Raw genomic sequence first — 17,348 nt, forward strand, 5'->3', positions numbered from 1 at the left:
CAACTGCACCCGCTCAGCGATCCTCGCCGAACGCGCCGAAGCCGAGATCGAACGCACCTACCAGCGCAACTCCCTGACCCAGACCCAGGCTGAGCACGTCCGGAAGGTCCTCAACGACGTGTTCGACCAGCTCGAAGGATCCAGCGAGGACGAACGCAAGCTCCTGACCGCCCAGCGCGACAAGCTCGAGGCCGAACGCCTCAAACTCGACCAAGCTCACTACGCCGACGCGATCCCCCTCGACCTCCTCACGAGCGAGCAAGACCGCATCCGCGCCAGCCTCGACCAGATCACCACCCGGCTCGACAACCTCACCGACACCTACGCCGAGGCCCGAACAGGCTTGGACCAGCTCACTGAACTCCTGGTCGACCTCAACGACCTCTACAACAAGTGCGAACCAGCCGAACGACGCATCCTCAACCGCGCCCTGTTCACCCGCATCACCATCGACGACGAAGAGAACGCCACCTACACTCCCGAGCAGACCACAGCCAGCGTCCTCGCCCACACCAGCATCGATGCCCCGGCCCACGTCACCGCAGAAACAAAACTGCCCCGCCATCAGGCGGGGCAAGTTTCGATTTTCTCATCTTACGTGGAGCTAAGGGGATTCGAACCCCTGACCCCCACACTGCCAGTGTGGTGCGCTACCAGCTGCGCCATAGCCCCAAGTTGCACTTGTGACCCGCGGGCGTTACCTGCGGACAACTCCGCTCAATATACACCCGGGCGCGAAGTGCAACCAAATCCCCTGTAATCGGGTTACGCGGTGGCCGCGTCGACCCAGTTGGTGATCTCCTGGCCCTCGACGAGGTCCTTGTCGTCGCGCATGACGCGCGGCGTGTAGGCGGTGCCGGTCTTTTCGTTCTGGTAGTTCAGGTTGGCCTCGCCCATCGCGGTGGCCTGCTCCTCGAACGCGCCGTCGCGGATGGCCTGGACGGCTTCGTCAGAGGCGCCAAACTCCTTGGCGCGGTCGGCGAAATCGTCCTTGTCCAGCTTGTTGAACACGCTCTGCTGGTTCTCAAAAAGCATTGCGCGCAGGTTCCACAGCGCCTCGGCCTCACCGTTGGCGGCCAAGGCGAGCTCAGCGGCCAAGGCGTGGGTGGAGTGGCCCGGGCTGTACTGCCCGCCCTGGGAGTCGAGAATGGTCATCGGGCGGACGTTAACCTCGAGTTCGCCGGCCTGGATCTTCTCCAGGGCATCGCCGTCGGTCGCCGTTGCCAAGTCGGCGCAGTAGGAGCAGGAGAAGTCCTCGAACAGGTCGACCGTCTTGGCACCCTCGCCACCCTCTGCAGCGGAGAGAGTGAAGTAGGGGTCACCCTCGACATAGCTGACCTGGAGGTTTTCCACGGGGACCATTTGCTCGGCGATCGCCTGGCTGCGCTGGGAGCGCCCGTTGAAGACGATCAACCCAATTACCAGGGCGGCAATGGCGACGACGGCGACGAGCGCCCAGATGAAGGCTGAGCCGCCCTTGTCGTTGGGGTTTTTAACTTTACGCGTGGTCATGGTTAATACACCTTCGCTTTGATGACTCGTACACAAACTTCCCCTAGAGTTTAGGGGTAAATCGCCCATTTCTTAAACGGGCGGTAGATCATGAACAACGTGATGGCGATGTAGAACACGTCTCGGCCCATCGTCGCCAAGATGTTCGTGCCCGTTTCGGTCGGATCGGGGTTAAAGCACCCGCAGTCGATAACCAGGCCCCGCGACCATGCCGAGCCCAGCCCGATGATGAACAGCACCAACACTCCGATGGATACCCATCCCGCCGGGCGCAGCGTGATGCCCAGCAGGAGCAGCAGGCCACCGGCCAACTCCAACGGGCCGATGAGGCGCGCCAGCAAGTCCGACCAGGCAGGAGTGAAAATCTCGTAGGCCTGGATGGTGAGGGTGACATCCATGTGCGCGCCGATCTTCGACCATCCAGCGGAGATCCAGATGTAGGCCATGAAGAACCGGGCCGCGGCGGAGAGGATGTCGAGCACCATCTCGCGGGTGCCGCCAGGCGCGCGCGTAGCGGGCGCTTCCTGGGCATCGTACGTCGTTGTCACCCCTAGCACCTTAGCGGAGCCACCTGACAGGCGATACCCCCGCTCACTGTGAGCTAGGACCCAAGCACCTCGGAAACCAATGCCTGAGCTTCCTTTTGCACCTGGGCAAGGTGCTCGTCGCCCTTGAAGGACTCAGCGTAGATCTTGTACTTGTCCTCCGTACCCGACGGCCGCGCCGCGAACCAGGCGTTTTCCGTGGTCACCTTGAGCCCGCCGATGGCGGCGCCGTTGCCGGGGGCGTCGGTAAGCTTCGCGGTGATCTCCTCCCCCGCGAGTTCGGTCGCGGTGACCTGCTCCGGGGAGAGCTTCTTTAGGGTGGCTTTCTGCTCGCGGTTGGCGGGGGCGTCGATACGCGCGTAGGCGGGCTCGCCGAATTTCCCGGCCAGCACGCGGTAGCGCTGCGACGGCGTGTCCCCGGTTACGGCGGTGATCTCGGCTGCGAGCAGGTCCATGATCAGACCGTCCTTGTCGGTCGACCACACGGTTCCGTCGTGGCGCAGGAACGAAGCGCCCGCGGATTCCTCGCCGCCGAAGCCGATGGTGCCGTCGATAAGCCCAGGCACGAACCATTTGAACCCGACGGGAACCTCGACGAGCTCACGGCCCAGCGAGGACACGACGCGATCGATCATGGATGACGACACCAGCGTTTTGCCCACCGCGGTGCGCTCGCCCCAGCAAGGGCGGTGCGAATACAGGTACTCAATCGCCACCGCCAGGTAGTGGTTCGGGTTCATCAGCCCGGCATCGGGGGTGACAATGCCGTGGCGGTCCGCGTCCGCGTCGTTGCCCGTCGCGATGTCGAACTTGTCGCGGCTGGCCACCAGCGACGCCATTGCGTCCGGGCTGGAGCAGTCCATGCGGATCTTGCCGTCCGTGTCCAGCGTCATGAACCGCCAGGTGGCGTCGACAAGCGGGTTGACCACGGTGAGGGTGAGCTTGTGGGTCTCGGCGATGGCTTGCCAGTAGTGCACGCTGGCCCCGCCCATCGGGTCCGCGCCGATTCTCAGCCCGCTTGAGCGGATCGCGTCGATGTCGACCACGTTCGCCAGGTCAGCGACGTAGGAGCCCATAAAATCGAACTTTCCGGCCCGCTCATCGAGCACGCCGCTTATCGACGCCCTTTCCACGCCCCGCAAGCCATCCCCGATGTAGGAATTGGCCCGCGCCGCGATCCAATCCGTCGCATCGGTGTCCGCCGGCCCGCCGTTGGGCGGGTTGTACTTGAAACCACCGTCGCGCGGCGGGTTGTGCGAGGGCGTGATCACGATGCCGTCGGCACGCTTCGGGTCCGTGCCGGTCACGCCGCCGCTGAGCGCGGCGTTGTGTCGCAGGATCGCGTGCGAGACCGCGGGGGTCGGGGTGTAGGCGCCGGCGGCGTCGACAAGCACCTCGATGCCGCCGGCGATGAGCACCTCGAGGGCCGAAATCATGGCTGGCTCGCTCAACGCGTGGGTGTCGCGCCCGATGTAGATCGGTCCGCCGATGTTGTTGTCGCGGCGGTAATCCACGATCGCCTGCGTAATCGCCCAGATGTGCTGCTGGTTAAACGCGTTGTCCAGTGACGACCCGCGGTGCCCGGACGTGCCGAACGCAACCTGCTGGTCGGGATTGTCCGGGTCAATCTCGCGGGTGTAGTACGCAGAGACGACCTCGGCGATGTCAATCAGGTCGCTCGGCTGGGCGGGCTGACCCGCGCGTTCGTGTGTCATGTCGGAAATGCTCCTTCGCGTCGATAGGTAACGCCATCAATCATTCCCGCACCCGCCGGTTTTCGCCACGGATCCGCGGCTGCGAGGGGTAAGGTGAGCGTTCGTGAAAGAAGCCCTCATCGTCGGTGCCGGTGCCACGCTCGGCGCGCTGACCAGGTGGGCAATCACCCTCGCGCTCCCCGTCGTACTCCCCGTGCCGCTCGACGGCATCCACCTGGTCAACGTCCTCGGCTGTCTGGCCATGGGCTTCTTCGCTCCCGGCAAGTTCTGGGGGACCGGCTTCTTAGGCGGCTTCACGACGTTCTCCGGCGTCGCCATCGCCGCCGCGCTCAGCTCGCCCCTGGGTGCGATCGCCCTGCTCGCGGTCTACTTCGTGGTCTGCGTCGGGGCATGGCTGCTTGGCGACGCCCTGCGCACCCGCACCAGGGGCACCGCATAATCTCCCTGGCCATCATCTTCGTATTGATGCCCGCCGGGGCCGTCACCGTCGGCGCTTTCCTCGGCGGGCTCGCCCGCTGGGGGCTCAGCCGCATCCCCGGGGGGCTGACGGGAACGCTGCTGGCCAACCTGTTCGCCTCTATCGTGATCGGGCTCTCACTCGGTCTGGAACCCCGGTGGCAGGTGTTTCTCGGTGTCGGATTCGCCGGGGCGCTGTCGACGTGGTCCACGCTTGCGAAAGAGCTCGGGCAGCTTGTCAAGGAGCAGGCCTGGCGACGGGCCGGGGTGTACGCCGTGGCAACCGCGGTTCTGGGTGCTGGCGGCGCGTACCTCGGCTACCTGACATCGGGTGTGGGCCTCGCGTCCTAGATTGTGTGTCGTGGGGTGCGGACGTCGTCGCCGATAACGTCGGGCAGTACTGCGGGGGCATCACCGAGCAGGGCGCGGAGGTTGCCGTTGCGTTCCACCGCGCTGGTTACCGCCCGCACGCGACGCTTACGCGACCCACCATTAGCACCGTGCCCACCCGGACCGATCGGTCCACCAAATGCTGTCGCGCGATTGATGGTTTGAGCTGCGTTTGCAGTCGATGCGGCGCCATAACCGGTCGTGGCGACTGGGGTGTTCGGGGCATATCCGGCGAGCGGAGTAGCTGCGGTCAAAGGCGTGCTCGCGCCGCGGCCAACGAGTCCGACCACGGAACCCGCACCCGCGCCCGCAGCTGAACCCACACCATGCCTGCCACCAACACCCCGGTGCGCACCCGAATGACCAGCTGTACGACCCGAGGCAGAACTTAGACCACCACGCGGGCTCAGGGACGGGGTCAACCCAACCGCCGGCGCACCATAGCCCCCGGAAGCAGTCACACCAGGTGACATCTGCGGCGCCGACGCCAACTGCGCCGACGGGGTTAGCTGCGGCACAGTTGCCACAGAGGCGGCCTGTGTGACAGGACTCACCGGTGACACCCCACCGAGTGCAGCCACATCTTCTCCCGGCACAGCAGCAATAACTTCTTGCGGGGTGCTTGCGTACGCCATATCACCAAACCCGTTAGCCACCATCGCATCCTGAACAACCCGCGGCAAAACACTGCGCTCAAACGACGGCGCAGCAGGAACCTTAATCGCCTCCGGCGAAAACGGCGCCACCGGCATCGCATCCAACGCTGGCAGCAACTGGTTAAACGACGGCACCGTCGGCACCAAGCCCGTATTCAACCGCGGAGGAAACGCCTTCATATACACCTGCTCCACCACCGGTTTCGCCTCTACCGGCGCCGCCAACCAAGACGAGTACGCGGCAGCGGCTGTCGCTTTCTCCGCCGACGCCACCGCCGCCAGATTCCCGGCATGAACCCCCATCGCCGACGCATGCGCCGCGAACTGGCCACCCGCCCACTGAATCCGCCGCACCCGCTCAATCGCCTTATCCACCCACGACGTCTCCGCAGACGACCCCAACGCCGCCACCACCGCATCCAACCGAGACACCACCTCAGAAACCTTGACCGCCGTCGACTCCCACGCCGCCGCCTCCGACAGCGCACGTGATGGATCAGTGGCCTGGAACTGGCCATGCAACACCGGCAACGACGCCACAAACCCAGCCACCGGACGGCCGAACACAAACGGATTCGTCGACGGGTTCTCCACCTGCGCCAACTTCATATCCACATCCACCGCCGACGCCGACGCACCTAACACACCCGACAGTCCAATGCTGCCGACCATCTGCGAAAACGCCCCATCAGCACCAATTACGCTATCCACATTCGCCTCAAGCAACACCGCCGCATCCAGCACATGAGCAGCCAACGCCTTCAACGCCTCCGGCCGACTCACCGACGACACGCGCCCATGCGACACACCCGACTCGTCAAGACCCGACACGGGAGAAAAACCGGTGAGGTCTGGTCGTTTAGCGAGGAGAGTCTCCTTGCTTGCCAAAGCCCCAATTTGCTTCAGCATGATTACCGCGTGCTCGACTGCGCCTTGTTCGAAAATCATACGACCGATCATGTCCCCCCACCTCGTAAAATAGCCAGCTCGTTCATTGAGACGAGCGACAAATTTGTGACAATGCAAATACTAGGTATTACTGCTAACAACCACCCCACTCCCGCTGCACAACATAGTGAGCATCTAAAGATTGTTGGCTACGAAAAGACGATTAAGCAGCTCCCCCGCTTCCTCGCATAGAGTGTCAGCATTTGTACCGCTCTTTAAAGTGCCGATGCTTACCGAAAAGGTTCCTCTGTCGGTCTCAACCGCCACGTCACACATATCGTCGCTTCCATCAGTTGAACCGTAAGCAAAAGATTCGGGTGGTTCAGAAATGGGTGAACCCAGTTGTGGCGAAGAAGCTAAGATTATGTTTTTATCTGCGGCATTGGTAACCAAAAGGATCGTTTTATACGGGTCATTGGTTTCGACCGAGCAACCCTTCACAAACTGAACTGTTGTGGTTCCCGGTTGCACGTCGCTCTTGACAAGTCCCGCCGCCGCAAACTCCGCATCGGAGATTTCCGTGCACGGATTGAAGAGGTTGTGCTTTACCTCCTCGGGGTTAAACGGCCCGATGATCAGGTCGCCACTGTCAAAATGAAACGCAGCAGGCCCCGCCGAATCAGACTCCGACACCACCGGCTCTGAATCACTTGTCTCCCCCGAAACAGTCACATCCGCCGTCGCCGAACACCCCGAGATTAAAACAACCCCAAACAGGACTACAACCACACCACACCGACGCACCGACAAACCCCCACATTGTCGCGAAGCCAAAGAACACAACTAATTCTGCCTGCCCCAACCACCGTCAGCAACAGCACAACCACGATTACCGACTCCGCCACGGCGGAGTGCGACACTCTCCGGGCCCTACAAGGGGCCACCGCTAATCGGCGATAGCGTCCAGCGGCGGCGTCTTCGCCGCCCGGTGCCCCGGCCATAGCGCAGCGAGGATGCCGACCACAACCGTGCCGCCGAGCATGGTGCCGATAAGTGCCCACGGCACGACAATGTCCTCGAGGCCCTGTCCGGAGAGCACGGTGAGGAAGGCCCATCCAAGCCCAAGGCCCATGAGGATTCCGAGCAGCGCACCGAAGACTGCCATCTGGACGGATTCGAGAATGATCATCGTCCTGATTTGCCCGCGCCGGCTTCCGACGGCACGCAGCATGCCAATCTCTTGGCGACGCTCAATAACCGACAGCGTCAGCGTGTTCACGATGCCCAGGACCGCGATGATCACCGCAAGCGACAACAGCGCATAGAGGATGAACAGCATTTGGTCGATCAGGCCCGTGACCTGCCCGGCCATTTCCTCCGTCGAGCGCACCTGCACGATGATGTCGGGCCGAACCTCTTCCTCGAGGTTGGCGCGCAGCTGCTCGGGATCGACCGTGCCGTCGCCGTTGACCCCGACCATGTTGATACTGAGGGCCTCGGCGGGCACCACCTTTTGCGCGGTATCGTAGCCAATCGCCGGTGCCCTGACCGTGTTCGATTCTGCGAAGATGCCGCCGATCGTCACCTCCACGGAAGCCGGTGTCAGACCCGGGGCGGTAAGCGTGACCTTGTCGCCGAGGTTCCATCCGCGCTCCGTCGCCCACGGCTCAGGGGCGATGATGGTGTCCCCCTCGACCGAGGAGGTGCCCTGGAGCATCTCAAGCTTCATCAGCTTTGTGGGGTCGCCGGAAAACACCGGCGACGCGCCGTAAGGCCCGAACTGGTAACCAAATTCACCGTTAATGGCGATCGGCGCCTCCGAGTACGCGACCACGTCGCCCACCCCGTCGACGTCGTCAAGCCTGCTCGGCAGGTCCGGCGGAATGGGGAAGGAGCCGTTTTGCGGCCCGGTGAGCACGTAGTCCGCGGTGATTTCGTTCTCGGTGACGTCCGCGATGGATTGTTTCATGGTCGCACCCAACATGCCGATCACAGTGACCAGCGCGATGCCCAGCATGAGCGCAAAGGCGGTCGCCGAGGTGCGGCGCGGGTTACGCCGCGTGTTGGTGGAGGCAAGCCGACCCACCGCCCCGAACGGGGCACCGATGAGGCGCCCGAGCGGCGGCACAATGGGCAGCGAGAATGCCGGACCCGCGAGGAACAGCCCCGCGATAACACCCACCGCGGCAACTCCGACGAGGATCGCGCGATTCGCGGTCGTCCCGTCCTCCCACAGAACGCCCGCCACCGCGGCAATAATCGCCGCAACGATCAGGACTGTGCCGATAATCGTGCGGATCTTCAGCGGCTGGGGCGACGACGACTCGCTCGCCCGCATCGCCTCCACCGGCTGCACCTGGCCCGCGCGTCGCGCTGGTGCCCAGGCGGAGATCATGGTGACGATGACGCCGACGACGACCGGAACGACCACAGCGCGCGTCGATAAGCCAAGCCCTCCTTCGGGCAGGGGCATGTCGTTGGCGCCCATCACTGCCTTGATGATGGCGACCAAGCCGACACCTGCGACGACGCCGAGGAACGAGCCGAGCAGGCCGACGATGAACGCTTCGATCGTGACGGAGCGCGTGATTTGGCGTCGCGACGCCCCCAGCGCGCGCAGCAGCGCGAACTCTTTCGTGCGCTGCGCAACGATCATGGAGAAAGTATTCGCAATCAGGAACGTTCCCACGAGCAGGCCAACCAGGCCGAACGCGATGAGGAAGTAGCTGACAAAGCTTAAGGCGTCGCGGATCTGCTTCGTGGCTTCCTCCGCCAGCACTTCGCCGGTGTCGATTTTCAGCTCGGGGTGGGCGTTGCGCAGATCGTCGACAAGCTGCTGCGCCGTGGTGCCATCCACCGCGGACAGCGAAACGCTGGGCACGGAAGTGCCGTCAGTGTAGAACTGGCTGTAGGTTTCGGGGCTGACCTGGAAGGCGAGGGAGGAGCTGGGGGTCATGTCGTCGTCGTAAAGCCCGACAATGCGGTACGTTTCGCGCCCCATTGTGTCGACGACAGTGAGTTCCTGATCGAGCGCGATGCCGTACTTCTCGGCGGCGTTGCTATTGACGATCGCCTCGCCCAGCGCCGTCGGCTCCCGGCCCTCAGCGATGCTCGGCGCCTGCCCGACCGCCTCCGCCGGCGGGTAGTAAATGCCGGCCGTCGACGTGCCCTGGCCGGTCTGGATGGGGTTGTTGTCGGTCGTCGCCGCGACCACCGTCTGGCTCGCCTCAACATTAAGCTTGTCGACGCCCGGACCACCACGCAGCTCATCCACCACGTCGTTCGGGATGGCCTGCATCTCCTCCCCCGGGGCGGCGACCGCGTCGACGCCCTCGAACTGGGAGCTGACCGCGCTGTCGAAGGTGTTGCCCAGCATGTTCGTGAACATGAGCGACCCGGCGATGAACGCCGTGCCGAGGACGACCGCGAGCACCGTCAGAGCGAGGCGGAGCTTGTGCGCGACAATGTTGCGCAGCGAAACCCGAGTCATAGCGGATCGCATTTAGCCCTCAATCCCCGACATGACCTGCAGAATGGACTCCATCGTCGGCTTCCACAGCTCATCGACGATCTGGCCGTCGCGAAGGAAGATAACCCGATCGGCGTAGGAGGCCGCGCGCGCGTCGTGGGTGACAATAACGACGGTCTGGCCGTCCTCATCCACCGCCGTGCGCAGGATCTGGAGAACTTCGCGCGAGGAGTTCGAGTCAAGGTTTCCAGTCGGCTCGTCGCCGAAGATGATTTCCGGCCGGCTCACCAACGCGCGCGCACACGCGACGCGCTGCTGCTGACCACCCGAGAGCTCGCTCGGGCGATGCGACAGGCGCTCCGCAAGGCCAAGCCGCGTAGTGATCTCATCGAACCAAGCCTTGTCCACCTCGCAACCAGCGATGTCCGACGGCAGCGTGATGTTTTCCGCGGCAGTCAACGTTGGCACCAGGTTGAACGACTGGAAGATGAAGCCGAGGCGGTCACGACGCAAATCCGTCAGGTCGCGGTCGTTCAACCCCGACAACTGGGTGTTGCCGATGTACGCCGCCCCCGAGGTGAACGAATCAAGACCCGCCATGGTGTGCATCAGCGTCGACTTACCCGAGCCCGACGGGCCCATGATCGCGGTGAACTGCCCGCGCGCGAACTCGACCGTCACACCGGCGAGCGCCACGACCGCGGTGTCACCCGAACCGTACTGCTTGGACAGCTCAACCGCTCGAGCCGCAGCCTCCGATCTTTCATCCTGCTGCCCGAGTCTGTCTTCCGTCCGATGTTTCGCCATAGCCTTGGACCCGCCTCACCTTGTGCCAAATACTTCTTCCGGTTCATGCTACGTGGGACAGCCCCACAACGTCGCAACCGGTACCCATGTGGCCGTAGGTATCTCCGCTCCTCAAGCCGTTCGCGGGGATGGGAGCGCCTGCTTATCGACGCTCAAACTCTGCCACGGCGGAGCCCGTGGGTGTCGAGGGGGGGCGGGCTCTGCAGCTGCGGAGTTGCCTGCCGGGAACCCGCGGCGAGAATCCCGTGGGCGGGACCGGAGCGATGCGCGCGCCTGTGGGCTCCCGGACTGGTGCTTCTCGCTCTGCAGCAGCAGAGTTGGTGGAGTCCGCCGTGCTGGCTTTACCGAGCGAGCTCGATGGACCCGTTCCCAACTCTGCCGTGGCAGAGTGGGGGGAGCCCGCCAGTGGACTCAGCAAGGAGGGTCTCTCTGGATTAACTGGGCCGGCTAGCTTAGCGGCGGTTCGACACTGCCGTAGCGGAGTCCGCGATCTGGCTAACTCCAACCGGCTGGACTCTGCCGTGGCGGAGTCCGCAATGCGGACCAGAGCGCCATCCTGACTCTGCGTTGGCGGAGTCGGTGGAGTCCGCAATGCGGATTCAGCTAGGCAGGGCGCTCCTCGATTGCCCACGCGAGCCGGCTCAAAGGCGGCTCAACTCTGCCGTGGCAGAGCCTGCAGTGCTGATTAGCCGTGGCAGAGCCTGCAGTGCTGATTAGCCGAGGGGGAGTCATCTTGGATCGCCCGAGCGTGCCGGCTTGAAAGCAGCTCCACTCTGTGGTGGCGGGGTTGGTGGAGTCCGCCATGCGGACTAGCCGTGAGAAACACCCTAAGGGCGTGCTGGGTCGGCCGGGTCAAAGGCGGCGCGACTCTGCGGTGGCGGAGTTAGCTGTAGGAACCAATCAGGCAACCCAGGTGTTGTGGGCAAAAGCAGAACGCACCCCCCGACCACCGAGTTGTTGCCCTTTGTTGGGGGCTTGCTTCCTGTGGTTGGGGGGTGCGATTGTTGTTGTTAAGTTGTTGGGTCGGCGGTAACTTACTCTCCCACCCCCTCCCGGGGGCAGTACCATCAGCGCGGGCGGGCTTAGCTTCCGGGTTCGGAATGGGTCCGGGCGTTTCCCCGCCGCCATCAACCACCGACACAATCGTGGGGTACACATATTTTATTGTTGTTGTGACACTGCCACCGTGCTGTTAACGGTGGTGGGGGGTGTGGTGTGTCAGATACTGCATAGTGGACGCGTCGCACACACACTTTTGGTGTGGTGTTTGTGTTTTTTGTTGGTGTATTAGTACCAGTCACCTTCAACGGTTGCCCGCCTTCTAGATCTGGCCTATCAACCCCATAGTCTGTGGGGAACCTCAAAAGAAACCTCATCTTAAAACAGGCTTCCCGCTTAGATGCTTTCAGCGGTTATCCCTTCCGTACGTAGCCAACCAGCCGTGCTCCTGGCGGAACAACTGGCACACCAGAGGTACGTCCGTCCCGGTCCTCTCGTACTAGGGACAGCCTTCTTCAAGTTTCAACGCGCGCGGCGGATAGAGACCGAACTGTCTCACGACGTTCTGAACCCAGCTCGCGTGCCGCTTTAATGGGCGAACAGCCCAACCCTTGGGACCTACTCCAGCCCCAGGATGCGACGAGCCGACATCGAGGTGCCAAACCATCCCGTCGATATGGACTCTTGGGGAAGATCAGCCTGTTATCCCCGGGGTACCTTTTATCCGTTGAGCGACACCACTTCCACACGTTGGTGCCGGATCACTAGTCCCGACTTTCGTCCCTGCTCGACATGTACGTCTCACAGTCAAGCTCCCTTGTGCACTTACACTCTTACACCTGATTGCCAACCAGGCTGAGGGAACCTTTGGGCGCCTCCGTTACTCTTTGGGAGGCAACCGCCCCAGTTAAACTACCCACCAGGCACTGTCCCCAACCCAGATCATGGGCCAAGGTTAAGGTATCCACTACGGTCAGAGTGGTATTTCAACAACGACTCCACCACCACTAGCGTGACGGCTTCACAGTCTCCCACCTATCCTACACAAACCGCACCGAACACCAATACCAAGCTATAGTGAAGGTCCCGGGGTCTTTTCGTCCTGCCGCGCGAAACGAGCATCTTTACTCGTACTGCAATTTCACCGGGCCTGTGGTTGAGACAGCAGGGGAGTCGTTACGCCATTCGTGCAGGTCGGAACTTACCCGACAAGGAATTTCGCTACCTTAGGATGGTTATAGTTACCACCGCCGTTTACTGGGGCTTAAATTCTCCGCTTCGAACCACAAGGGCTCTAACAGGTCCTCTTAACCTTCCAGCACCGGGCAGGCGTCAGTCCGTATACATCAACATCACGTCTTCGCACGGACCTGTGTTTTTGATAAACAGTCGCTCCCCTCTATTCTCTGCGACCCCCACCAGCACAACAACCGTAAAAGCTGCGCACCGGTAGAGGTCCCCCTTCTCCCGAAGTTACGGGGGTATTTTGCCGAGTTCCTTAACCACAGTTCACCCGACCGCCTTAGTATTCTCTACCTGACTACCTGTGTCGGTTTCGGGTACGGGCCGTGTACACACTCGCTAGAGGCTTTTCTCGGCAGTACAGGATCACCTACATCACCCCTTAAGGGGCTACGCATCACGCCTCACACTTTGTGACAACAAGCATTTCACTCATCGTCGTGCCACACGCTTACACCACAATCCAATAAGTGGCTAGGCTACCTCACTGCGTCACCCCATCACTGGGCTACTACGGTTTAGGCCCCACGCATCACACACCACCGATCAACCCCCGAAGGGATCATCATATGGTGCGGTCAGGGTGGTTAGTATCACCGATTCACCCTTGGGCGCATATACACGGGTACGGGAATATCAACCCGTTAACCATCGACTACGCCTGTCGGCCTCGCCTTAGGACCCGACTCACCCTGGGAAGACGAACTTGACCCAGGAACCCTTAGTCATCCGGCGGATAAGATTCTCACTTATCACTCGTTACTCATGCCTGCATTCTCACTCGTGTACAGTCCACAACCCCTTACAGTATTGCTTCACCCCATACACGACGCTCCCCTACCCACACTAAAAAGTGTGCCGCGGCTTCGGCGGTGTACTTGAGCCCCACTGAATTGTCGGCGCAGAACCACTCGACCAGTGAGCTATTACGCACTCTTTCAAGGATGGCTGCTTCTAAGCCAACCTCCTGGCTGTCTTCGCGATCCCACATCCTTTTCCACTTAGTACACCCTTAGGGGCCTTAACCGGCGATCTGGGCTGTTTCCCTCTCGACTATGAAGCTTATCCCCCACAGTCTCACTGCTGCAGACCACCTAACCGGCATTCGGAGTTTGGCTGACATTGCTAAGATGATAGTCCCGCTCAACCAACCAGTAGCTCTACCTCCGGCAAGCTGCTGCAACGCTGCACCTAAATGCATTTCGGGGAGAACCAGCTATCACGGAGTTTGATTGGCCTTTCACCCCTACCCACAGCTCATCCCCTCAGTTTTCAACCTAAGTGGGTTCGCGCCTCCACAACCTCTTACAGCTGCTTCACACTGGCCATGGGTAGATCACCCCGCTTCGGGTCCAGGACATGCCACTAACACACCCTCATTAGGATTCGCTTTCGCTACGGCTACCCCACACAACGGGTTAACCTCGCGACATGCCGCTGACTCGCAGGCTCATTCTTCAAAAGGCACGCCATCACACACACGAGGTGCTCTGACGGATTGTAAGCGCACGGTTTCAGGAACTATTTCACTCCCCTCCCGGGGTACTTTTCACCATTCCCTCACGGTACTATCCACTATCGGTCACACTGAGTATTTAGGCTTACCGGGTGGTCCCGGCAGATTCACAGCAGATTCCACGAGCCCGCTGCTACTCGGGACACAATCAACGCACACATTGCATGTTTTCACGTACAGGGGCTCTCACCCACTACGGCGCACCATCCCAAGTGACTTCCGCTAACACACAACACACACGCACCAAGTCGACAGCCCTGGTAACAATCACATCCCACAACCCCACACACGCAACCCCTGCCAGGTATCACACGCACATGGTTTAGCCTCATCCACGTTCGCTCGCCGCTACTAGCAGAATCATTATTATTTTCCTCTCCTGCGGGTACTGAGATGTTTCACTTCCCCGCGTACACCCCCACACAAGCTATGAATTCACCTGCGGGTAACACCACACAACTGGTGCTGGGTTTCCCCATTCGGACATCCTCGGATCAACGCTTAGTTGGCAACTCCCCGAGGCATAACGCAGCCTCACACGTCCTTCATCGGCTCAGCATGCCAAGGCATCCACCGTACGCCCTTGATAAAAAACACTACAAAACACACACACAAAAAATAAAGATGCTCGCGTCCACTATACAGTTCTCACACACCACACCCCAACCCCCCCACCCGTGCACACACGCACACAAGCAAAAGACACCAGGATCACAAGGAAACAACACACGTGCTGCCCCAGACACCCAACAGCATGCCAACAACTTCCCACACAACCACACCCAACCACCACAAAAACAGCAGAGTAGGTGCCAGCCGTACGCGTTTTTGTTTGCTTTACACGGTTCATCACATATCAGTGCACACCAACACGTGGCGCACCCACACACCACCAACACGCATCACAGGCCCACCATCGAAGTAGCACCCCACGTGCCAGTAGCGGGTGTCTCCACAACTGGACATTTCATTTGAAAAACAGGTGGCAGGTACACACTCGGCACCTCAACCACCACACCACACACCCCAACACAGTCAGAATAAGTGTGGTGTGTAAAAAATATAAGCTCCTTAGAAAGGAGGTGATCCAGCCGCACCTTCCGGTACGGCTACCTTGTTACGACTTCGTCCCAATCGCCGATCCCACCTTCGACAGCTCCCTAACAGGTTTAGGCCACTGGCTTCGGGTGTTACCAACTTTCATGACGTGACGGGCGGTGTGTACAAGGCCCGGGAACGTATTCACCGCAGCGTTGCTGATCTGCGATTACTAGCGACTCCGACTTCATGGGGTCGAGTTGCAGACCCCAATCCGAACTACGACCGGCTTTAGAGCGATTAGCTTCACCTCACAGTGTCGCACACGCGTTGTACCGACCATTGTAGCATGTGTGAAGCCCTGGACATAAGGGGCATGATGATTTGACGTCATCCCCACCTTCCTCCGAGTTAACCCCGGCAGTCTCTCATGAGTCCCCACCATCACGTGCTGGCAACATAAGACAAGGGTTGCGCTCGTTGCGGGACTTAACCCAACATCTCACGACACGAGCTGACGACAACCATGCACCACCTGTACACCAACCACAAGGGAAAACGCATCTCTGCGCCGATCTGGTGTATGTCAAGCCCAGGTAAGGTTCTTCGCGTTGCATCGAATTAATCCACATGCTCCGCCGCTTGTGCGGGCCCCCGTCAATTCCTTTGAGTTTTAGCCTTGCGGCCGTACTCCCCAGGCGGGGCGCTTAATGCGTTAGCTACGGCACGAACCCCGTGGAAGGGACTCACACCTAGCGCCCACCGTTTACGGCATGGACTACCAGGGTATCTAATCCTGTTCGCTACCCATGCTTTCGCTCCTCAGCGTCAGTTACTGCCCAGAGACCTGCCTTCGCCATCGGTGTTCCTCCTGATATCTGCGCATTTCACCGCTACACCAGGAATTCCAGTCTCCCCTACAGCACTCAAGTTATGCCCGTATCGCCTGCCATCCCACAGTTAAGCCGTGGACTTACACAAACGACGCGACAAACCACCTACGAGCTCTTTACGCCCAGTAATTCCGGACAACGCTCGCACCCTACGTATTACCGCGGCTGCTGGCACGTAGTTAGCCGGTGCTTCTTATCCAGGTACCGTCACTTTCGCTTCGTCCCTGACGAAAGGAGTTTACAACCCGAAGGCCGTCATCCCCCACGCGGCGTCGCTGCATCAGGCTTGCGCCCATTGTGCAATATTCCCCACTGCTGCCTCCCGTAGGAGTCTGGGCCGTATCTCAGTCCCAATGTGGCCGTACACCCTCTCAGGCCGGCTACCCGTCGACGCCTTGGTAGGCCATTACCCCACCAACAAGCTGATAGGCCGCGAGCTCATCCCATACCGCAAAAGCTTTCCAACCACACACCCACATGTGATTCCTATCCGGTATTAGACCCAGTTTCCCAAGCTTATCCCGAAGTACAGGGCAGATCACCCACGTGTTACTCACCCGTTCGCCACTCGAGTACCACAGCAAGCTGTGGCCTTTCCGTTCGACTTGCATGTGTTAAGCACGCCGCCAGCGTTCATCCTGAGCCAGGATCAAACTCTCCACAAAAAAGAAGAAATTCAGAACTCGTGAAAAGCCCAAACCCAACAAAAACAAACCACACCACCCCACAAGAAAAACCTGTAAGGCAGTACTGGCAAAACCTTCAATTCAAAAAATATTTACCGTGCAACCCCAACACAGACCATGCGCATCCGACGAGGAAAACCACACAACCCATGCATCAAACAAGGCCACACCCGCGATTCATTACGATCAAACCGCACACCATGACACAAACTAACGTGCGCCACAGGGTGACATCGCCATCAAAGGTTCACGACACCACCACCAGCACACACCCACCCACACCACAGTGCAGGCCAGGCACGCCACAATGCACACCACAACAAACCACAAACAAAAACAAAAAAGTACATTGGCACACTATCGAGTTCTCACACAACACACGCACACCCAACCAGCCGCGACACTAATCGCAACCAATCAAAGGAGGCACCAGCGGTAGTTTTCCTGTCCGCCATCTCACCAGAACTCACTCCGGCGGGGCGTTGTCGGTCTCGCTGACTCACACAAAGTTACACACCCCCACAACCAAACACAAA

General features: G+C 60.5%; 10 protein-coding genes, 1 tRNA gene and 3 rRNA genes. 2 read left to right on the forward strand and 12 right to left on the reverse strand.

From position 1 onward, the window contains the following. Positions 1 to 13: 13 nt before the first annotated feature. The 5 genes from RIU96_RS11870 to pgm all read right to left on the reverse strand — a co-directional run bounded on the left by RIU96_RS11870 (position 14) and on the right by pgm (position 3,772). Complete coding sequence (locus RIU96_RS11870) at positions 14 to 511, reverse strand: hypothetical protein (RefSeq protein WP_222422356.1); 498 nt, start codon at positions 509 to 511, stop codon at positions 14 to 16. A gap of 88 nt (positions 512 to 599) precedes the next feature. Beyond that, positions 600 to 672, reverse strand: a tRNA-Ala gene (locus tag RIU96_RS11875). A 93-nt stretch (positions 673 to 765) separates the two neighbouring features. Next, positions 766 to 1,512: a DsbA family protein gene (locus RIU96_RS11880; RefSeq protein WP_144742228.1), complete on the reverse strand. Its 747-nt coding sequence runs from the start codon at positions 1,510 to 1,512 to the stop codon at positions 766 to 768. Between the two features lie 50 nt (positions 1,513 to 1,562). Continuing rightward, the gene (locus tag RIU96_RS11885) at positions 1,563 to 1,997 is read right to left on the reverse strand and encodes a MauE/DoxX family redox-associated membrane protein (protein ID WP_144742232.1); all 435 of its coding nucleotides are present in this window, start codon (positions 1,995 to 1,997) and stop codon (positions 1,563 to 1,565) included. A gap of 116 nt (positions 1,998 to 2,113) precedes the next feature. After that, complete coding sequence (gene pgm, locus RIU96_RS11890) at positions 2,114 to 3,772, reverse strand: phosphoglucomutase (alpha-D-glucose-1,6-bisphosphate-dependent) (protein WP_144780139.1); 1,659 nt, start codon at positions 3,770 to 3,772, stop codon at positions 2,114 to 2,116. Between the two features lie 103 nt (positions 3,773 to 3,875). Here pgm and RIU96_RS11895 point away from each other — a divergent pair, with 103 nt between their 5' ends. Then, a complete protein-coding gene (locus RIU96_RS11895; RefSeq protein ID WP_144317891.1) occupies positions 3,876 to 4,211 on the forward strand; it encodes a CrcB family protein in 336 nt (111 codons plus the stop codon). Further along, entirely contained in the window at positions 4,163 to 4,579 is a 417-nt protein-coding gene (locus RIU96_RS11900; RefSeq protein WP_144317890.1) for a fluoride efflux transporter FluC, read from the forward strand. Before RIU96_RS11895 ends, RIU96_RS11900 begins: the two co-directional genes overlap by 49 nt. Here the strand turns inward: RIU96_RS11900 and RIU96_RS11905 are convergent. From RIU96_RS11905 to RIU96_RS11935, 7 genes are all read right to left on the reverse strand, one after another. Beyond that, complete coding sequence (locus RIU96_RS11905; RefSeq protein ID WP_311205010.1) at positions 4,576 to 6,234, reverse strand: hypothetical protein; 1,659 nt, start codon at positions 6,232 to 6,234, stop codon at positions 4,576 to 4,578. The genes RIU96_RS11900 and RIU96_RS11905 overlap by 4 nt on opposite strands. Before the next feature lie 123 nt (positions 6,235 to 6,357). Next, on the reverse strand, positions 6,358 to 6,966 hold the full coding sequence (locus RIU96_RS11910; RefSeq protein WP_311197692.1) for a DUF3558 family protein: 609 nt from the start codon (positions 6,964 to 6,966) through the stop codon (positions 6,358 to 6,360). Positions 6,967 to 7,108: 142 nt separating this feature from the next. Continuing rightward, the gene (locus RIU96_RS11915) at positions 7,109 to 9,652 is read right to left on the reverse strand and encodes an ABC transporter permease (protein ID WP_259793436.1); all 2,544 of its coding nucleotides are present in this window, start codon (positions 9,650 to 9,652) and stop codon (positions 7,109 to 7,111) included. A 12-nt stretch (positions 9,653 to 9,664) separates the two neighbouring features. Next, positions 9,665 to 10,438 carry an ABC transporter ATP-binding protein gene (locus RIU96_RS11920; protein WP_144742218.1) on the reverse strand — a complete coding sequence of 258 codons (774 nt, stop codon included), beginning with the start codon at positions 10,436 to 10,438 and terminating at the stop codon, positions 9,665 to 9,667. Between the two features lie 1,021 nt (positions 10,439 to 11,459). Continuing rightward, positions 11,460 to 11,577, reverse strand: a 5S ribosomal RNA gene (gene rrf / locus RIU96_RS11925). Positions 11,578 to 11,705: 128 nt separating this feature from the next. Beyond that, positions 11,706 to 14,792, reverse strand: a 23S ribosomal RNA gene (locus RIU96_RS11930). 478 nt (positions 14,793 to 15,270) lie between these two features. Next, a 16S ribosomal RNA gene (locus tag RIU96_RS11935) occupies positions 15,271 to 16,791 on the reverse strand. Together the 16S, 23S and 5S rRNA genes form the textbook arrangement of a ribosomal RNA operon. Positions 16,792 to 17,348 lie beyond the last annotated feature (557 nt).

This window comes from Corynebacterium sp. Z-1 (assembly GCF_031844665.1).
Classification (GTDB): Bacteria; Actinomycetota; Actinomycetes; order Mycobacteriales; family Mycobacteriaceae; genus Corynebacterium; species Corynebacterium sanguinis.

Excerpts from the sequence above, each read along its gene's own strand:
- RIU96_RS11880 (WP_144742228.1), bottom strand. The coding sequence starts at position 1,512 with ATGACCACGCGTAAAGTTAAAAACCCCAACGACAAGGGCGGCTCAGCC.
- RIU96_RS11905 (WP_311205010.1), bottom strand. The coding sequence starts at position 6,234 with ATGATCGGTCGTATGATTTTCGAACAAGGCGCAGTCGAGCACGCGGTA.
- RIU96_RS11885 (WP_144742232.1), bottom strand. The coding sequence starts at position 1,997 with ATGGTGCTCGACATCCTCTCCGCCGCGGCCCGGTTCTTCATGGCCTAC.
- RIU96_RS11915 (WP_259793436.1), bottom strand. The coding sequence starts at position 9,652 with ATGACTCGGGTTTCGCTGCGCAACATTGTCGCGCACAAGCTCCGCCTC.
- RIU96_RS11900 (WP_144317890.1), top strand. The coding sequence starts at position 4,163 with ATGGCTGCTTGGCGACGCCCTGCGCACCCGCACCAGGGGCACCGCATA.
- pgm (WP_144780139.1), bottom strand. The coding sequence starts at position 3,772 with ATGACACACGAACGCGCGGGTCAGCCCGCCCAGCCGAGCGACCTGATT.
- RIU96_RS11920 (WP_144742218.1), bottom strand. The coding sequence starts at position 10,438 with ATGGCGAAACATCGGACGGAAGACAGACTCGGGCAGCAGGATGAAAGA.